At 37.8% G+C, this 17,424-nt stretch carries 14 protein-coding genes; 13 read left to right on the forward strand and 1 reads right to left on the reverse strand.

The genetic code is table 11. From position 1 onward, the window contains the following. Window positions 1-8 precede the first annotated feature (8 nt). From D1Z92_RS08800 to D1Z92_RS08845, 10 genes are all read left to right on the forward strand, one after another. Entirely contained in the window at window positions 9-296 is a 288-nt protein-coding gene (locus D1Z92_RS08800) for a phosphopantetheine-binding protein (protein WP_128895297.1), read from the forward strand. Continuing rightward, window positions 293-1,219: a DUF6005 family protein gene (locus D1Z92_RS08805; protein ID WP_128895298.1), complete on the forward strand. Its 927-nt coding sequence runs from the start codon at window positions 293-295 to the stop codon at window positions 1,217-1,219. The genes D1Z92_RS08800 and D1Z92_RS08805 overlap by 4 nt, the downstream gene beginning before the upstream one ends. Next, window positions 1,212-2,555 carry a glycosyltransferase family 4 protein gene (locus D1Z92_RS08810; protein ID WP_128895299.1) on the forward strand — a complete coding sequence of 448 codons (1,344 nt, stop codon included), beginning with the start codon at window positions 1,212-1,214 and terminating at the stop codon, window positions 2,553-2,555. The genes D1Z92_RS08805 and D1Z92_RS08810 overlap by 8 nt, the downstream gene beginning before the upstream one ends. Next, window positions 2,545-4,311 (forward strand): ABC transporter ATP-binding protein, encoded by a 1,767-nt coding sequence (locus D1Z92_RS08815; RefSeq protein WP_128895300.1) that lies wholly within the window; start codon window positions 2,545-2,547, stop codon window positions 4,309-4,311. Before D1Z92_RS08810 ends, D1Z92_RS08815 begins: the two co-directional genes overlap by 11 nt. 9 nt (window positions 4,312-4,320) lie before the next feature. Continuing rightward, window positions 4,321-5,814 (forward strand): class I adenylate-forming enzyme family protein, encoded by a 1,494-nt coding sequence (locus tag D1Z92_RS08820; RefSeq protein ID WP_164931524.1) that lies wholly within the window; start codon window positions 4,321-4,323, stop codon window positions 5,812-5,814. Further along, a complete protein-coding gene (locus tag D1Z92_RS08825; protein ID WP_164931525.1) occupies window positions 5,804-6,064 on the forward strand; it encodes an acyl carrier protein in 261 nt (86 codons plus the stop codon). The genes D1Z92_RS08820 and D1Z92_RS08825 overlap by 11 nt, the downstream gene beginning before the upstream one ends. Before the next feature lie 5 nt (window positions 6,065-6,069). Continuing rightward, a complete protein-coding gene (locus D1Z92_RS08830; RefSeq protein ID WP_128895303.1) occupies window positions 6,070-7,215 on the forward strand; it encodes a phenylacetate--CoA ligase family protein in 1,146 nt (381 codons plus the stop codon). Then, window positions 7,212-8,144: a hypothetical protein gene (locus D1Z92_RS08835; RefSeq protein WP_128895304.1), complete on the forward strand. Its 933-nt coding sequence runs from the start codon at window positions 7,212-7,214 to the stop codon at window positions 8,142-8,144. Before D1Z92_RS08830 ends, D1Z92_RS08835 begins: the two co-directional genes overlap by 4 nt. Further along, on the forward strand, window positions 8,141-9,397 hold the full coding sequence (locus tag D1Z92_RS08840) for an ATP-grasp domain-containing protein (protein WP_128895305.1): 1,257 nt from the start codon (window positions 8,141-8,143) through the stop codon (window positions 9,395-9,397). Before D1Z92_RS08835 ends, D1Z92_RS08840 begins: the two co-directional genes overlap by 4 nt. Before the next feature lie 70 nt (window positions 9,398-9,467). Then, the gene (locus D1Z92_RS08845; protein WP_128895306.1) at window positions 9,468-9,947 is read left to right on the forward strand and encodes a hypothetical protein; all 480 of its coding nucleotides are present in this window, start codon (window positions 9,468-9,470) and stop codon (window positions 9,945-9,947) included. A 135-nt stretch (window positions 9,948-10,082) separates the two neighbouring features. Here D1Z92_RS08845 and D1Z92_RS08850 read toward each other — a convergent pair whose 3' ends face one another. Further along, a complete protein-coding gene (locus D1Z92_RS08850; RefSeq protein ID WP_128895307.1) occupies window positions 10,083-13,496 on the reverse strand; it encodes a glycosyl hydrolase in 3,414 nt (1,137 codons plus the stop codon). A gap of 379 nt (window positions 13,497-13,875) precedes the next feature. Here D1Z92_RS08850 and D1Z92_RS08855 point away from each other — a divergent pair, with 379 nt between their 5' ends. From D1Z92_RS08855 to D1Z92_RS08865, 3 genes are all read left to right on the forward strand, one after another. Beyond that, window positions 13,876-14,892: a LacI family DNA-binding transcriptional regulator gene (locus D1Z92_RS08855; protein ID WP_306438814.1), complete on the forward strand. Its 1,017-nt coding sequence runs from the start codon at window positions 13,876-13,878 to the stop codon at window positions 14,890-14,892. A 216-nt stretch (window positions 14,893-15,108) separates the two neighbouring features. Beyond that, window positions 15,109-16,428, forward strand: coding sequence for an ABC transporter substrate-binding protein (locus D1Z92_RS08860; protein ID WP_128895309.1), 1,320 nt, complete (start codon window positions 15,109-15,111; stop codon window positions 16,426-16,428). A gap of 77 nt (window positions 16,429-16,505) precedes the next feature. Further along, window positions 16,506-17,411, forward strand: a complete 906-nt coding sequence (locus D1Z92_RS08865) for a carbohydrate ABC transporter permease (protein WP_128895310.1) — start codon at window positions 16,506-16,508, stop codon at window positions 17,409-17,411. The last annotated feature ends 13 nt before the right edge of the window (window positions 17,412-17,424 follow it).

Genomic DNA, 17,424 nt, shown 5'->3' on the forward strand with positions numbered 1-17,424 from the left:
ATAAAGGGGTGATTACGATAAATAAAAAAAACATCAGTAAAGATGAAGTCGTTTCTTTTATTACAAATCAAATTGTTGAATTGTTAGAAAAGCCAGAGTTAAAAAACACTTTAACGTTGGAAAGTGATTTGTTTGCTGCCGGATTAGACTCGGTGATGATTGTGAACTTAGTTATTCAATTGGAACAAGGCATGAATATCTTTTTTGAAGATGAAGAATTACTTGCTGACCATTTTGCAACGATAGAGATGATTACGGGTACCATGATGAAAAAATTGGAGTTGGAAGTGCAATGATACATATTCACTGTTTTTTAGATTGCTTAGCCGCTATTATTAAACCGAAAGTGAATCCAAATCCATTATATTTCGGCTCTTGGGATACGCCATTTGCAGTGACAGAGCAAAACAAGTTGACATATTATTCTACGCATCTCTCATCGGAAAAAGATAGAAAAAAATTTGAAACGATATATCAAGGTAGAGTAATAGAAGTATACGATCACGAAATGACAAAAGAGGAAAACTATGAGCATATTATACGTGATCTAGCCCTATTACCGTCTGATTGGCATATGGTAGTGCAAATCGATTTATTCTACATTCCGTATGAGTCTAAAACCTATCAAAAAAAGCATCAACCACACTTTGTTATAATTAGGGATGACAAAAATGGAGTACATGTTCATGATCCATCATTAGGTTTTGAAGGGTCATTAGAAGAACAAATAATACACGATGCTATCGCTCAAAATGCTTTCGGCGCTGCTTACATTATGGATACGTCAGATATAGTGAATCCAACCAAAGATAACATACTTTCATGGATCATGCCTACGTTGCAAGCTGACCAGCATTCATTAACACATAAAGTACTGGAAATGATAGAGCAGATACAACATGGTAGAGATGGCATGGAGTTGAAATCTTTACCTATATATTTTGGTGATCTCGGTATTCTTGCTAAATGGAAAAAAAGTTACATTCCTGCTTTTCAATATTTTCAGACCGATAATTCCGAACATTACATCACGAAAGTGAACGAATTAACAAGCAAATGGAATGGCTTTGCTTTTCAAGCCATAAGAGCCTCTGTTACCAATAATACAAGTAGCTTGGAGCACTTAAAACAATTAGTGCACGACATAGAGCAGAGAGAACACAACATCAAATCAGATTTGATTTCTTGTATTGAACAGTGGAAGGTGACATATGAGTAAATTAAACGTTGCTTATATTTCTGGCAGTGCAGCAAAAGTAAACGAAAAAGTCATCGATGATCAATGGACACAGTATCTAGGGGAACATGTAAATCTTATTGGGATACCTCCTTTTCGCTTTTTCAAACTATTCGGAGGATCGCTTAAAAAGTGGGTAGATCATTTTCCAAGTGGATTAGAACAATCAGCACATGAGTTAGAACAACTCTGCGAGAGGTTTAAGCTTGATGCCATATATATTAATGTTCCGTTGCTGACTCCTTATTTGATGCTTTGCCGAAATGTAAAAAAATTAAATGTTACGTTTATATCGATTGCTCATTCTGTTGCTTCTCCATACTGGTTAAAACATTGGCTCGCTGTTGCCCCGTGGGTGACGAATAAAGATATTATTTTATCTAGCACCCATTCTTGCAAAGATGCATTACTGAATATTTCACGGAAATATGAAACGGTGCGTTATCTGCCACTTTGCATACGTCACGATGCGTTAAATGATAAAAAAGCGGCAAAAAATGAAAATATGATTTTTTCTATTGGAAGAATTCAGGTAGTGAAAAATATCCACGTCTTATTAGAAAGTTTTGATCTCATAAGAAAAGCCGTACCGAATGCAACATTAGTGATAGCGGGAGAGTATACGGGCAACAATGAACAAGAAATAGCTCATTATCAACAGAGAATACAAGATGCCATATTGCATTATGGTCTCGAGCAGGCGGTTCATTTTACAGGGCCGATAACAGGGGAAGAAAAAAAATATTGGTTTAACAAAGCAAAAATATTAGTCAACCTATCTACTGATCCGGGAGAAACGTTTGGGTTTAATTTATTAGAAGCGAAAACCATTGGCCTACCTGTTGTCTGTAGTAATTGGAACGGTTTCAAAGAACTAGTGTTACACGGTAAAGACGGATTACGGGTACCTTGTTCATGGGAAGGGAGCATGCCAACGGTAAATAAGGAGCATGTTGCGAATGCTTGTTTAAAGCTCATGGAAGATGACGAACTGTATAAGACTATAAGTCAAACGGCAATGGAGAGGGCAAAGGATTATGATGATCAAAATGTGATGCCACAACTCGTATCAATGATAGAGAACGCGCAGCAAACCGGTATAGAAGCTCATGCTGACGAGGATGTGGTGAATGTAGCTAGAACCAGTATTGCACAAGGGGAAGACATCTATGAGATGCAGAAGGTGAAGCATATGATGATGGTGCATGACATACCTTTGCAACGGTTATTAGAAGATGAGCAAGTGCATGATGAATCGTGGATGAAAATGGTGAAGCCCATCATAAGTCATTTTGCAGGGGGAGAGCATGTTGGATAGCATCAAACTGTATTTAAAAATCATTCCATATATTCATGCTAGAGTAAAACTTACTACGGTTGCTTATGTTTCCTTAATGATTCAACTCGTTTTAAGAATGCTGCAACCATTAATATACGCTAAAGTGATTGACGATGTTTTAATACAACGTCAAACAGACATGCTATTACCTTTAATAACGTGGTCTTTCGGATTAGCACTGTTATCTTTTATATTTTCTTTAGTACATGCTATTATATTTCGTTATTTAGGGATTAAGCAAACACTCGATATAAGAGATGTTCTCATGAAAAAAATTAGAAAAATAGATATTAATGAAATTGAAAAAGAAGGCGCAGGTAAGTTTTCTGCATTGCTGGGCATGGATACGGCAACATTAGGTAATTTTATGAATCATGTGATGGTGCAGATGGTATCCCTATCTCTTCAATTTATCATTGCTTTAGTGATTTTATTTCAACTAGATTGGCAACTAGGGATAGTCGCATGTATTTGTATTCCCATTTTATTCTTTATCCCAAGACTGTATAAAAAACCGTTGAAAAAACATATTGACCATGTACGTACGCATAATGAGGAAATTGGAACGCGATTAATTGAAAACATAGATGGATCAAAAGAGATTAAAGCGTATGGCTTAGAAGAATGGGAAGAACAGCGAAATGATAACATGTATAAAGGACTAGTTAAGTCAAGTACAAAAGAGGCGATGTTTCGGGCTCTGACGCAACAGCAAAGCTCGCTGTTTATTAGTTTGTTCATTGTCATTGTGTATTGGATCGGAAGTCAGCAAGTCATGGCGGAAGTCTTGACAGTCGGTGCCATGGTAGCTGCCATCACATATTTACAACAATCTTTTCAACCTATTTTAGGTATGAATCAATTTTTTGGACAATTGCAACAATCAGAAGTAGCCTTGAAAAGGATCATGGACTTTATTCATAAACCAAATGACATCCTCAGCTTAGCAGAGCGAATGGACGCTGATTATGTAGTAGAACAAGATCATGCACCTGCAATTCAACTGCAAGATCTATGTGTCACATATGAAAAAACACATATTTTACATTCACTGCATGTGCGTATTCCTAAAGGGGACACGGTAGCGTTTGTAGGTAGAAGTGGATCCGGTAAATCCACCTTGTTTCGTACCATCCTCGGATTTATGACGAAGGAAGGGGAGCTAAGGATTCATGGAAACGAAATAGAGCAGTTAACAAGGCAATACTTGAATGAAAAAATAAGTGTTGTGTTTCAAGAAACATTTTTATTCAAGGGGACGCTACTAGAAAACATTAACATTGGGAGATTAAAAGCGACAGAAGAAGAAGTATTAGAAGCGGCCCAAAAAGCGAACTTGACTTCATTAATAGAGCAGCTTCCCGATGGACTGCATACGGTTATCGACAATAATGGCTTTCAATTGTCTGGTGGACAACGTCAACGTGTTGCGATTGCCCGTGCTTTTCTCAAAATGCCAGAAATACTTATTTTAGACGAACCAACTTCATCTTTAGATAGATTGACAGAAAATGAAGTGATGGAAGCATTAAAACAACTAATGCACGGTAAAACAACCCTTATATCTACGCACCGATTAGATACGATTATGGATGCAGATAACATCGTGGTGATGGATAAAGGGAGAATCATAACGGAAGGAAAACATGAGCATGTATTAGCGACATCTCCGTTATATGCTTCCATGGTGAATGAATTTCAGCATAAACAGCACAAGCACTCTATGGGAAATTAGGTGATGCAGTTGAAATTAACACAATTTTTTGAACAATATGCAACAGAAAAAGCGGGAGTATTCACGCATAATTCTGATCATAAACCGCCATCATTTCAATCTTACTATAGTATCTTACACCAGGCTAAAAAACAAAGCGAGCGTTGGAAGGCGTATCATGTAAAACCTAAATTTATTGCGGTTATTTGGATGGATCAAAGCGTTGAAATGATACAAACGATATTGTCCGTCATCTATGCATCTGGCATTCCTGTTCCGCTTCACGCCAATATGAAGGAGAGTGAAGTAGCTGCTGTTATTTCACAAACAGAAGCAGATATCGTTATGCTGTCTACCAACAAAATATCGTTAGTACAACCATCTTTTTCATCTTGTATGTATGTGGACGCAACAATGAATAAAGTTATTCATGATCAACGCCGTGTAAGAACGTATCATCCTCCACCGGAAACGAGTATGATCTTTATGTCTTCAGGATCAACAGGCAAAGCCAAAGGAATTATGTTAAGTGATCATAATATGATAGCGAATGCGATTGCGATTCAACAATACGTACGGTTGGATGATAAGGATCAAATTTTACTTTTTAAGTCGCTTGCTTATTGTTCCTCATGGAGCGGAGAATGGTTGGTAGCTCTTCTAAGTGGTGCAAATACCCTGCTACGAAAACCATTTGTACACGCATTGGAAATGGTTCAATTTATTAAGCATCATCATCCAACATTTTTATGCACCATTCCTTCATTGCTCATAGCGATGAACAAAATTAATTGGAAACCAGAAGATCTTCAATCGTTACGAAAAATGGTGATTGCAGGAGGTAAAATGCCAGCCACTATGTTAGAAGAATATGTAGAGAAGCTACCTCATATCCAGTTTTATCCTTCCTACGGATTAACGGAAGCAGCTCCAAGAGTGAGTTATTTACCGCCTGACATGGTAAAAGACAACCCTTCATCTGTGGGATTTCCCGTTGCTGGTGTGCAAGTGAAGATTATGGCAGAAGGGAAAGAATTACATAGCAATACAGAAGGGGAAATTGTCGTTGCTGGTTCCAACGTGATGCAAGGGTATTATCATGATCCGCAGCTTACGGATTCAACATTGCAGAATGGGTGGTTACATACATCGGACATAGGGTACAAAGATGAGCGTGGTCTGCTGTATGTTACAGGTAGAAAAGATCATCGTCTTAACGTTAGTGGACATGCCATTTATCCAGAAACGATTGAAAACATTTTACTAAACCAAAGCTTAGTTAAAGAAGTCGCTATCGTGGGAGAACAGCATGAAGTATGGGGACAGCAAATTATAGCACTCATTGTCCCGGAGGAAACTAGAGTCACCCAAGAAGATCTGTTTTCCTTGTTTCGAACTTGCTTGCAGCCCATTTTAAGACCGAAAAAAATAAGGTTGCTCTCATCATTACCAAAAACGAGTCTCGGAAAAATAGATAGAAAAAAGTTACTACAAATAGTAGAGGGGGATGAAGATGGAAAATAACCAACAAAACGAGTTTATTGTAGAGCAAACGAAAAGTCTCTTATCACAAATAGCCAATATACCAAGTGAACAAATTCAATTACAACATACACTAGCGGATGATTTAGGTATAGACTCCATTCAACTCCTTGAAATGTTTGAGCAAATGGAAAAAGTGTTTGAGATTCAACTGGGAGTAGACGATTTTAATCCTTCATTTTTTCACTCTGTACAATCTTTCATATCTTTTGTACAGATGAGGAAGAAGTAAAGAACATGATAAATAAATTAAATCAGTTTGCAAGTGAATTAAAAGAAACGTATCCATTTTATCAAACATTTTGCAAAGAAAAGCAACTACATAGTAAACCCATTGACTTCTTTCAGCTTCCTGTGATAGATAAGCAGTGGATGAAACAACACTATGATCAATTTTTACATCCAACGATGGAGGCAAGCTACGTATCTTATACTTCTGGAAGTACAGGTACGCCATTTAAATGTATTAAATCTGCCGAAGAGCATATGAAATTATCCTTAGCTATTTTTAAACAAAGAAGAAAATGGGGGCTTCCGATAAAGCACAACAAACTCGTTTTAAGTAATCGATTATTATCCGGTGAGAACTCCTTATTGCATTATGCTAATAAAATGGCGAAGGACAAGCCTCATATGATTCAAGGTAGAGCATCGAGCCTTGTCGCTTTTGCAAGCTATATTCAAAAGCATCAATTGAGCATTCCTCCACAGCTTACGTTTGTGCAAAATAGGGGAGAAGCATATACGATGCAGCAAAAAAAGTTTTTGGAACACGTATTTAACGTTCCGTTTATGGACTATTACGGACTGGAAGAGCTTTGGGGAATTGCATTTACTAATGATCACGAAGAATTGGAAGTGGATATGGATAGTGTGTTTGTGGAGGTAGTTCATCCGGACACCTTACAGTCGCTTCCTCCTGGAGAATACGGTGAAGTCCTCGTCACTTCTTTTATCATGAAAAGCTTACCTTTCGTTCGCTATCGAACAGGAGATATAGGTAAATTAGTACTGAAAAATAATAAGGTAATACTACAATTGCTTCCGGTGAGAACGTCACAGATTACCTTACCAGAAAAACAGTTTCATGCTTCTATTTTTCGTTATTTAGATCGCTTTTTTTATGAACTTTCATTAGAGAGCATGCAGCAATATCAAATTTTGCAAAAAGCACCCGATGATTTTCAATTTTCCTATATTGGAGATCGTCAAATCGATGAGGAACGTATCTATTCGAAGCTACAATCTTTTTTGAAGCAGTATCTGGGCACTCCTGTCAAGTTAACGATTGCAAGAGTAGAGCAATTAGTTAGTGACGAACATAGTGGCAAAGTACATTTTTTCCGAAGTCTAATTGATGAAAAAGGTGGGAAGGAATCATGAACGATAATATCAATAAAAAACATATCTTCAATCTTGCGCCAATGGAATGTACCACCTCATGTATTCTTACGTACTTAAATATGAAACAAAAAAATAGTAGTTACTTTCTATTAAGCTATTGGCATTTGACTTACTATCAACAAGTGCTAATGTCAGGAACAAAAAAAAGTAATTTAAATTCCCTATACGGCGTAAAACAAACGTACTACGAAGCATCAGTGGCAAGCATAGTAAACTGCTTACATAACAATCAACACGTTATTTTAATGTGCAGACCAGATAGATTAAACTATTTTCCTAGAGAAAATTTAATATTCAACAATTTAAACTTTATGCATGCCATTCTCATCTATAACGTCGATGAAGAGGAGCAGTTTCATTTTATTGATCCTACAGAAGATTATGTTGGAACCATGTCAGCAACGGAAGTTGAACATCTCATCCATCGAAAAGCAATGTGTCTAGCTTTAGATGATAAACTCGATGTCAAACAAAACGAAGAGGAACTAATTTTATCCAGTATTCAAGAGGTGTATAGAACGTATATGTCTTACAGTGTACATGCTCTTCATCCGTTTAAAAAAGATTTTGCTTACTTAAATTCATGGAGTGCATTGCGAAGAGAGCAATGGCTAAAACAACATAATGTCATGATTAGTGCGATTGTAAAGACGAGAAAAGCAGTTTGGCAAGCATATGAGGATGTAAACTTCTTTACACCTGCTCAACATAAAGAGTTGGAACAAGGAATGAACAAACTGTTAAAACAATGGATGTACTTAAATTTTTCGTTATTAAAGTTTAAAAATAATTCCTCACAACAACTCATTGAAAATATTTGTCATGTTATTGATGACATAGCCAGGAGAGAAAAAGATTTTATCTTGCTCTTGAAACAATATGCAGATGAAACGAAGGTTGCATCATGATTCCGCAAGCTAGTATTTCTAGTTGGCTTGCAAACAAAACAGAAAAAGTTTGGTTTTCCAATATCAATTGGGAACAAAATGAAGGAAATGCCGTTCAACTGTTTCCATCTGTAAAAAATAAAGCAATCGACGCACTTGTTTCACAAATGGACGCACATCAGTTGCTTTTAGCACATGCAGAGGATACAGTCATGGTATCTCATCAAGTAGATCCATATTTTTTAGAGTATTTGACGCAAGCAGGGATACAACTTCCTAAGGTTATCATAGGTAGTATGGAAGAACATACTGCCTCCATCAGAGGAAAAACCATTCTTCCCTATCTTGTGGATGAGAAGTTAGAGTCATTTTTACAGAAGCAGAAATGTACTATGATGGGACCGTCTGCTGCTTTATCTTTGAAATTAAATCATAAGTTAAGGACGAGATCCATTTGTGAAGCAAACCAAATTCCCGTCACAGAAGGGCAAATTTGTTCCAATGCAGATGAATTGAAAGACGCTTATCTTCATTACAGTCATGGTGGGGACAGCAGGGTCGTCATTAAGACAGGATATGGATCGTCAGGAAAAGGGATGTATCATGTACGTTCCACATCGCAATTCGATTCGCTTATGCTCTACTTAGCTCGAAAAAAAGATATACCATTTGAAGTTTCATTAGAGACATGGCATCCCACTGAAATGACGCTAAATGCCCAATTACTCATTTTAAAAGGAAAAGCATCATTGCTTGCGATCACACAGCAGCAACTTACTTCTACAGGTATATATGAAGGTAGTCATCTTTATCCACATCTTCCAGCATCCATTCATGAGGAATACTTACATTGGCTAACGAAAATTGGCGATTTGCTCGTCCGTTTAGGGTACGAAGGGGTAATAGGAATCGACTCTATCGTGGATAGTCATAAGAAGATCATTCCGGTAGTGGAGTTTAATGCTAGATTAACAATGGTGACGTATCTTTTATCACTAAGGGAGAAGGCGATAGAAAGAGGATTCACACACATTCATAATTGCTATTTTGATGTGGAGTGTACAGAACAGTACAACTTTAAACAATGGCAAGCGATGTTGCTTCATGGAGGAATAACAACGGAACATATGTTGATTTATGGATTTCACGTGCACCAAAAGGACGAGTCATACTATTATCGAATGTTCGTGATGCTATGGGGCACGAATGCAGAACAATTAGAAGAAAGTAAACAGCACCTCACGAATTTGATGCAAATGTTACATAAAAAGTGATGATGAATGCTCTGTTTTCTTATCACCAGTTAATACCACAGTGGAAATGTTAAAGAGAGGAAGGGGAAAAATGAAAACATTAAATCACAGTGCAGAACAATTGATAAGAAGTAATGGTTCTACGACTGCTTTTTTAGAAGAGATGTTGCAAACGAAGCTATATGTGGAAGTGCTCTCTCAACAGGAACTAACGCACAGGGCACTTACTAGTGATGTTGTTGAAGCACTACTTCCTTCCAAACAGAATATATTTATGATGAGAGAATCGCAGTTACATACTAGCGATAATAAAATTGTATCTTCTAATCGTGTATGGGTATCTATTGGCGATAAAGACACATTTAACTATGATTTGCTAGATAAAAATATTCCTTTAGGCAAGCAACTTGCTATGATGCCTCATCGAAGAGAGTTATATCAATGCGGGCAAAAAAAGTACTTGTTTCATCAAGAGGAACAGTATTGTCCCTATAAAGCATATGTCGTTCACTTTTCCAATCATAATAAACTGTATATTCACGAAGTGTTTCTACCAAGTCTTTTTGTTTGAAAAAAGCAGCATAGTTATCGTGATTCTGCAACATTCTTTACGATAACCATACTGCTTATTTTTTTATGTGACACGCCATCGATGTGTACTTTTTTCCTTTCTAATCAAGGAAAAGAACGAAAGTAAGACTACACACTAGTTGTACGTATAGGTAACGGTGTCGTAGGCTAGATTGTCTTTGATGAAGGTATAAAAATATTGCATGCTGCTGCCATCATAATTTGGTATCGTATATTCCCAACTGCCATTGTTGTTAGTGCAACGTACGTTTTGCTGCACTTCTCCTTGAAGTGTGTAGTGCAAGTCAACGAAGGTAGAGGGAGAGGTAGGTGTAAATGTAATGTGTAAATCTCCCTCTGCCGTTTCTTTCAAATGAATGGTGTAATCATCAGTGACAACAGTATCGTCACCGCTAACATCCGTCGTAACCTGTATGACTTCGCTAGGTTGAGAGGTGTTGCCTGCTGCATCTTTGGCAATCACCGCAAAGGAATAGGTGGTGTTTGGTTGCAGGTTAGAAACCTTGACAGTAGTGTCATTAGCCGTAGCTACTACGTTCCCTTGTTCGTAAACTTCATAACTCGTTACCCCTACGTTGTCATTGGAAGCTTGCCATTGTAAGGTGACGGCATTACTTGTTGTATTTGTCGCGATGACGTCGGTAGGTGCTGTTGGTGATTGATTGTCTATAGAACCGTCTCCACCACTGTTAAACGTATAGGCATACCAAGGAGAATCATAGGCCAAACCGTTTTTCTCATACGTGTAGCTATGGTCAATAATATCGTCTGCACTTATATTAGGAATCGTAAATTCCCATACTCCATTTACATCGGTCATTGTGTAATTCAGCTGCTGTCCATTATTTAATACGTAATGTATATTCACAAAGGCAGCAAAGCTAGCTGGTGTAAATTTCAAGGTGAGAGTATCGTCTGTAGATTGGAATGAAACGGTATAATCATCGGTTACAATGTCATCGTTAGGATCCGATTCTTCATTTGTGGTGGCTTGTATCACATTACTGCTATCGGAAACATTCCCCGCGTTATCGTATGCTTTTACAACATATTGATAATCGGTATTTGCATCTAATCCACTGTCTACATAGCCCGTAGAGCTGAATGTACCGATGAATACATCGTCTCGATAAATCTCATAACCTGCAACGCCTACATTATCTGTGGAAGCATCCCATAACAATGTGACACTAGAAGTGGTAATGTTTGAACTTCTTAGATTGGTGGGTGCGGTTGGAGCTTCATTGTCATCTGGGCTATCTTCTTTCTCCACATAAAAACGGTTGGGTTGTGCTTGCACCACTTTCCCATCGGAAAATTCCACACTTCTCGTTTGATTCGTCATGTTATATACAACATACGTTTTACTTCCTTGCTTATTGAACACAGTAGCAATGGGATAGTCGGCTGTAATGGATGTATCCACATTCCCCATCTCCGTCAAGTTCGTGATCCAATGATACGTGTTCGCTTTGGAATTTCCTTCTTCTGGTGTTAACGATGCAATACCTGCATCAAACTGATTTTTTGCGTCCGTTGGATTCGATATAGCTCGATACATCCATATGAGATCACTCCAAGCATCCCAATTCGTTCCTCCATTGGAATCCACTAAACCTGCGTAGTTTTTTTGTGCATAGTCAGGATAATGGGTGAGGTACAAGGAACCTGAAGTAATAGGCAGCCAGTTAATCCCGTGTATTTGTTCTGGATTTGCGGTGAACCATGTGGCATTAACACCTTTTCCTCCCCAAATCATCGTGACAACGGAAGTGGTGTAGTCTGGATGGTGCGTATCATTGTTTACATCAAACCAATATTCTTGAATCGCGTTCATTTCTGTCGTATATAAATAAATGCCTAGATCTCGTATCGTTTTGTTGCCAGTGGCTTCACCCCAAAGAATTAATCCTGTCCATGCATTCATCGCTTCAGATGAAGATTCATTATTATTTCCATCACCGAAAAAAGAGTCACCCGATGCCCATGAGTGTCCAGCATAAATATCAAAGTTTCGTAAATAAGGGAACATGGTATCATTTCTATCCCAATTCGCAATGTCTCGAATGAGCAATTCCACCATGCTGCCCCAATTCTCATCCTCAGCCCACGTTGGATCTACTCTGGCAATTTCAGAAGCAGCTTTAATAAAATATCCATAATGGAAATGATGGTCATTTAAAGAAGTGTCACTGCCGAAACTGGAAGGATATCCGATAAGACTTCCCCAATTATCGTTATAGTAAAATACGTTTCCGTTACTATTATTGGGATTTCCGTTGCTATCTTTCGCTGTAAACCAATCTTGCAGTGTGCTTTGTATTTCAGATCTAAATGTATCGGCTGCCGTCGTATCACCAAGTTGATCTGCGATCGGAGCAAGCACCGCTAATTTCCCCATTCGCTTTCCGATCCAATACGTATCCGTGCTTCCTTGATAAGTGTCTCCTTCTTCTTCATCAATAAAATGTTGCATCGATGCATCATCTATGGATGGTTGGTCTGGCAGACTAGGCAGCACACCGGAAAATGTCATGGTTGTGGTAAAAGCATTTCCTTCCGCTAATTTCATTTCTCCACGCACAGAGTCATAAGAATATGGCAGTAAGGATTGGGAAGTATTTCTCCACTGATGCGGATAAAGCGCGAAAATAGTACCTGTCGTTGTACCTTCCTTCGCGATGGTTGTATACGCATATGTCGTTTCTACTAAGCTACTAGACTCATCATAATCGTACGTCGCCTTCGTATCTGAAATATGAGCATAAGCATATTTTTTGAATTGATTTAGCGCACTGGAAGTATTTTCAGGTAATAATGCGATGGAAAAATAGTCGGCATTTACAGGTAAGTTGTTGCTTATTTTGCTACTTCCTAAACCTGACCATGTGGAACCACTAGGACCAAAAAGAGCGTAATGGTTATCATTGATTGTAATGCCTAAAACAGGGCTGTTGGCATCGCCAGACCATATGGTAGGTGTAGATGGAAAAGTTAAGGTTGGATTTCCACCTTCAAAAATGCCGTAAACGAAAGGAGATCCATGGCCGTAGGAGATGTCTATTGACTTGGAACCGCTTTCAAAACTAGAGGTAACAAACCAATCGCTAAAGTCTTTTACTTTAGCATCTGGGAAAGTAGATTGTGCACTATGGCCCAAGATGAAGTCATTTTTTTCATTGAAATCCATATATCCAAAAATACCATTTTCATCGGCGAATATAGAGGTCCCAGGATAGTATACTTGAAATCCTTGTGACTTTGGCCATACAACAAGAGGGTGAGGATATTCACGTTCGGAAAATGGCTTCCAAGCCAGATTACTCCACCAATCGTTTGTTGGCATTTTTTTCGTTAAATCGGATGTCTTGTAAATGGTGTCTTGCACATCATACGCTCCTGCAGGTAAAACGGTGGTATATGAACCCGCGCCTGTTGACACTTCACCATTAGCTTCAGCTAGATGATGAAAAAAAGGGGTGAAAAGTAAAAGTATACTCATACTTAATATTGCAACGAAATTTTTCAAAATATAATCCTCCTATTATGTTTAATCTATAAAATCTATGAATCATAATTGGTTGATCTACGAGTCATATTTGTCATGACGAATGGTATCGGTTTCATCCTCACATAGCATAGAAAACATCACCTCCTTGAAAAACACGCGTTCAAAAGTGTAAATAATATCAGATTATTCAGTATTTTTTTGGAATAGATGATGATAATGCAAAAGTATAGACACTAGCAATTCATTACGGAACCGGTTTCGATAAAACCATGTTAACTCGAAATCTATTTCATCGTCAATACAAAATATAAAAATTTACGGATGATAAAAAATCGTTGCAAATGGTAAAAATGTATTTTATAATAATGTTCGAAAGCGCTTTCGTAAAAATGATGAGGTGGACATCTTGGTCACTATTTATGACATTGCAAAAAAAACAGGCTTTTCCGTTACGACGGTTTCCAAAGTATTAAATAACTATTCGGATGTAAGTGAAAAGACGAAGAAAATTATAACCGAAGCAGTGGAAGAAATGAATTACTTTCCGAATTCTTCTGCTAGAACATTGAGTACGAAAAAATCATGGACCATTGGTGTTGTATTTGCTGAATCTTTAAATATTGGCATCAAACATCCATTTTTCAATGAAGTCATTGAGAGTTTCAAGCAAACAGTGGAAGTATATGAGTATGATTTGCTGTTTGCTTCTAGAAATTTGCATAATCCTAAAAAAAGTTACTTAGACCATTTTCGTTATCGTGGAGTAGATGGAGTCGTGATTGTCTGCTCCAACACAGATGATCAAGAAGTGAAAGAATTGATGAAAGACTCTATTCCGAGTGTTGTCATTGACTTAAATAGTAAAACGTCAACGGTCGTGTACTCCGATAATTTGCAAGGAAGTAAACTTGCGATAGAACATTTTGCTTCCTTAGGTCATACTCAAATCGCACATATTGCTGGAAGTCAAACGACCTTTGCGGGTCAGCAAAGATTAAATGGTTTTTATGAAACGATGAAGCAACTTTCATTAGGTGTAAATGAGGAATATATCGTCGATGGGGAATATTTTTCTCATGAAGGCGGCTACAAAGCCATGGAACAACTATTATCTCTGCCTACCAAACCTACGGCAATTTATGCAGCTAGTGACAGTTTAGCCATTGGTGCAATGGAAGCGATAAAGGATAATGGGTACAGCGTTCCAAAGGATTTTTCGCTTATTGGTTTTGATGATATTGTGTTAGCGGCTTTTGTACATCCTAAATTAACCACGGTGAAACAACGTACAGATATTATTGGGCAAAAATCTGCGGAGCTTTTACTTAAGCAAATTAATAATAAAAAGAAAAGTATAGAAATTGTGCAGATACCGGTAGAACTTATCATAAGAGAAACGTGTAAAAAGCTATAAAAAAGCAGATGTAATTTTTTTAACTTAAATCGAAAACGGTTTCGTAACAAAACGGTTTCGTAACGTTAACTACAGTTTGGTCCATGTTATTTTATATCGTCATTCATCGTTATTTATTTTTATTTATCTTTTGTAAATAAAGTAAGCATCAACTTGTAAGCGCTTCATTTATATTTGTTTTATGCCAATAAAATTATGGAAAATGGGGGTTTTAAAATGAAAAAGTTCTTCATTGTATGTATTTCAATCACATTGATGTCAGTTTTTGCTGCTGGATGTAGCAGTGACTCTGAAAGTAGTAGTGGTAAAGACGTGTTGAAAATTTGGTCCTTTACAGATGAATTAGAAAAATACGGTGCAGTTGAAAAATTCGAAGAAGAACACGGGATAGAAGTAGAATTGACTATCGTCCCCATTGCGGATTACCCAACAAAGCTTAGACCGGCACTGGAAAGCGGGGTAGGTGCACCAGACGTATTTACTGGAGAAGTGGCTTTTATCAAACAATGGACAGAGCGAGATTACTGGGAGAACTTATCAGCGGAACCATACAACGTAGATGAGTGGGAAGATGACTATGTTCCTTATGTATTTGATCTAGGGAAAGATCCAGAAGGAAATGTGAAGGCACTGTCATGGCAAACGACGCCAGGTGGTATTTTCTATCGCCGAAGTATTGCGAATGAAGTGTTAGGGACAGATGATCCAGAACAAGTAGGAGAAATGTTCAGCACTTGGGAAGGGTTGTTTGAAGCAGGTGAAAAGTTGAAGCAAGCAGGATATCGACTATTCGCGGATGAAGGTGCAATACGTTGGTTTGCGAGAGGTGTGGATTCACAACCGTGGGTAAATGAAAATGATGAGCTCATCATGACAGATGCAAAAGTAAGTTATTTTGAGCAAGCAAAAATACTTCGAGAAAATGATTATACCGCTTTTGCACCAGAGTGGTCCCCATCTTGGTTTGCTTCGATGGATGGTCCAATCGCTTACAACGGTGGATGGGAAGATGTTAATGAAGAATCCAAAGATAAAACGGAAGTATTTGCGTATCCCTTACCGACATGGGGTTTACACAGTGTGTTGAAAGAAAATGCTGAAGCAACGGTTGGAGATTGGGGGCTTGCGACAGGTCCGAATCCATATTTTTGGGGAGGAACATGGTTAGGGGTGTATAAAGATTCGAAGAAAAAAGATTTAGCGTTTGAATTTGTGAAAATGATGACTCATGACGAGGAATTTTTAACCAATTGGGCGAATGAAACAGGTGACGTTCTCTCTTTCCTACCTGTAACGGATAAAATCCAAGATACCGTGAGTGAAGATTTCTTAAGCGGACAAAACAACTATAAGTTTTTCCTAGAACAAGCCAAAGCAATCGATGCGAATGCAGTGACGAAATATGATCAAGAAATTGACACGCTGCTCGGCACGCACGTGCAAGAATATGTTGACGGTAAAAAGTCCAAGGAAGAAGCAGTTCAAGATTTTTATAAAGCAGTAAAGAACGCTTATCCTAACATCAAAACACCTTAGTATAAGACTGCGTACTTCATCTATAGGGATAAGGACTATCCCTATTTGTTTTAGCCAAAGGAAGGCGGGGATAGACTGTGAAAAACATTAACTACAAAGGATACTACTTTATAGCGCCATTTTTTATCGTGTTCCTCATTTTTAACGTATATCCTGTTTTTTTAACGTTTTACTATACGTTCACACAATACGAAGGGTATGGCAAACCAACCTTTATCGGCTTAGACAACTATGCTCGTATCATCACCGATACGTATTTTTTAGAAGCTTTTATGAATACGTGGAAAATTTGGGGTTTTAATTTTATTTTGCAGCTTGGCATTGCTCTTTTATTGGCCGCATTATTTTCCGATTTGCGTTTTAGAATTAAAGGTCTAGGCTTTTTCCGAGCGGTGTTTTATTTACCCAATTTAATTACGGTCAGCTCTGTTGCACTTTTATTCGGTATTATGTTGGATTGGCAATATGGTTCCATTAATCAATTACTATTAAATATAGGGATTATTTCCGAACCTATTCATTGGTTGAACCAACCTTTTACCGCTCAATTATCCGTTTCTCTCATTTTGACATGGATGTGGTTTGGATTTACGTTCATCGTGATTATGGCCGGTGTTTCTGGCATTTCGAAAGATTACTATGAAGCTGCTCTAATGGACGGGGCCAATAGTAGACAAACGTTTACGAAAATAACGATGCCATTATTAAAGCCGATCTTATTATACGTGCTCATTACTTCGCTAATTGGAGGTCTTCAATTATTTGAACTTCCCATGCTCATGTCGAAGAACGGATTAGGAGAACCAGAAGGCTCTTTAAATACGATGGTTTTATATTTGTATAATCAGGCATTCCGTTACAATAACTATGGTTATGCAGCAACCATCGCTTATGCACTATTTTTAATCACTGTCATTTTTTCAGCCGTTACATTTAAATCGATGTACCGTGATGCAAAAGTGATGAAGAATAGGGGGGAATGAAGATGAAAACACA

The sequence above is a fragment of the Longirhabdus pacifica genome, assembly GCF_004115085.1.
GTDB lineage: Bacteria > Bacillota > Bacilli > Paenibacillales > DSM-105158 > Longirhabdus > Longirhabdus pacifica.

What these genes read in the sequence shown, in the direction of transcription:
- D1Z92_RS08860 (WP_128895309.1), top strand. Translation starts at nt 15,109, where the DNA reads ATGAAAAAGTTCTTCATTGTATGTATTTCAATCACATTGATGTCAGTT.
- D1Z92_RS08805 (WP_128895298.1), top strand. Translation starts at nt 293, where the DNA reads ATGATACATATTCACTGTTTTTTAGATTGCTTAGCCGCTATTATTAAA.
- D1Z92_RS08815 (WP_128895300.1), top strand. Translation starts at nt 2,545, where the DNA reads ATGTTGGATAGCATCAAACTGTATTTAAAAATCATTCCATATATTCAT.
- D1Z92_RS08835 (WP_128895304.1), top strand. Translation starts at nt 7,212, where the DNA reads ATGAACGATAATATCAATAAAAAACATATCTTCAATCTTGCGCCAATG.
- D1Z92_RS08840 (WP_128895305.1), top strand. Translation starts at nt 8,141, where the DNA reads ATGATTCCGCAAGCTAGTATTTCTAGTTGGCTTGCAAACAAAACAGAA.
- D1Z92_RS08810 (WP_128895299.1), top strand. Translation starts at nt 1,212, where the DNA reads ATGAGTAAATTAAACGTTGCTTATATTTCTGGCAGTGCAGCAAAAGTA.
- D1Z92_RS08830 (WP_128895303.1), top strand. Translation starts at nt 6,070, where the DNA reads ATGATAAATAAATTAAATCAGTTTGCAAGTGAATTAAAAGAAACGTAT.
- D1Z92_RS08845 (WP_128895306.1), top strand. Translation starts at nt 9,468, where the DNA reads ATGAAAACATTAAATCACAGTGCAGAACAATTGATAAGAAGTAATGGT.
- D1Z92_RS08825 (WP_164931525.1), top strand. Translation starts at nt 5,804, where the DNA reads ATGGAAAATAACCAACAAAACGAGTTTATTGTAGAGCAAACGAAAAGT.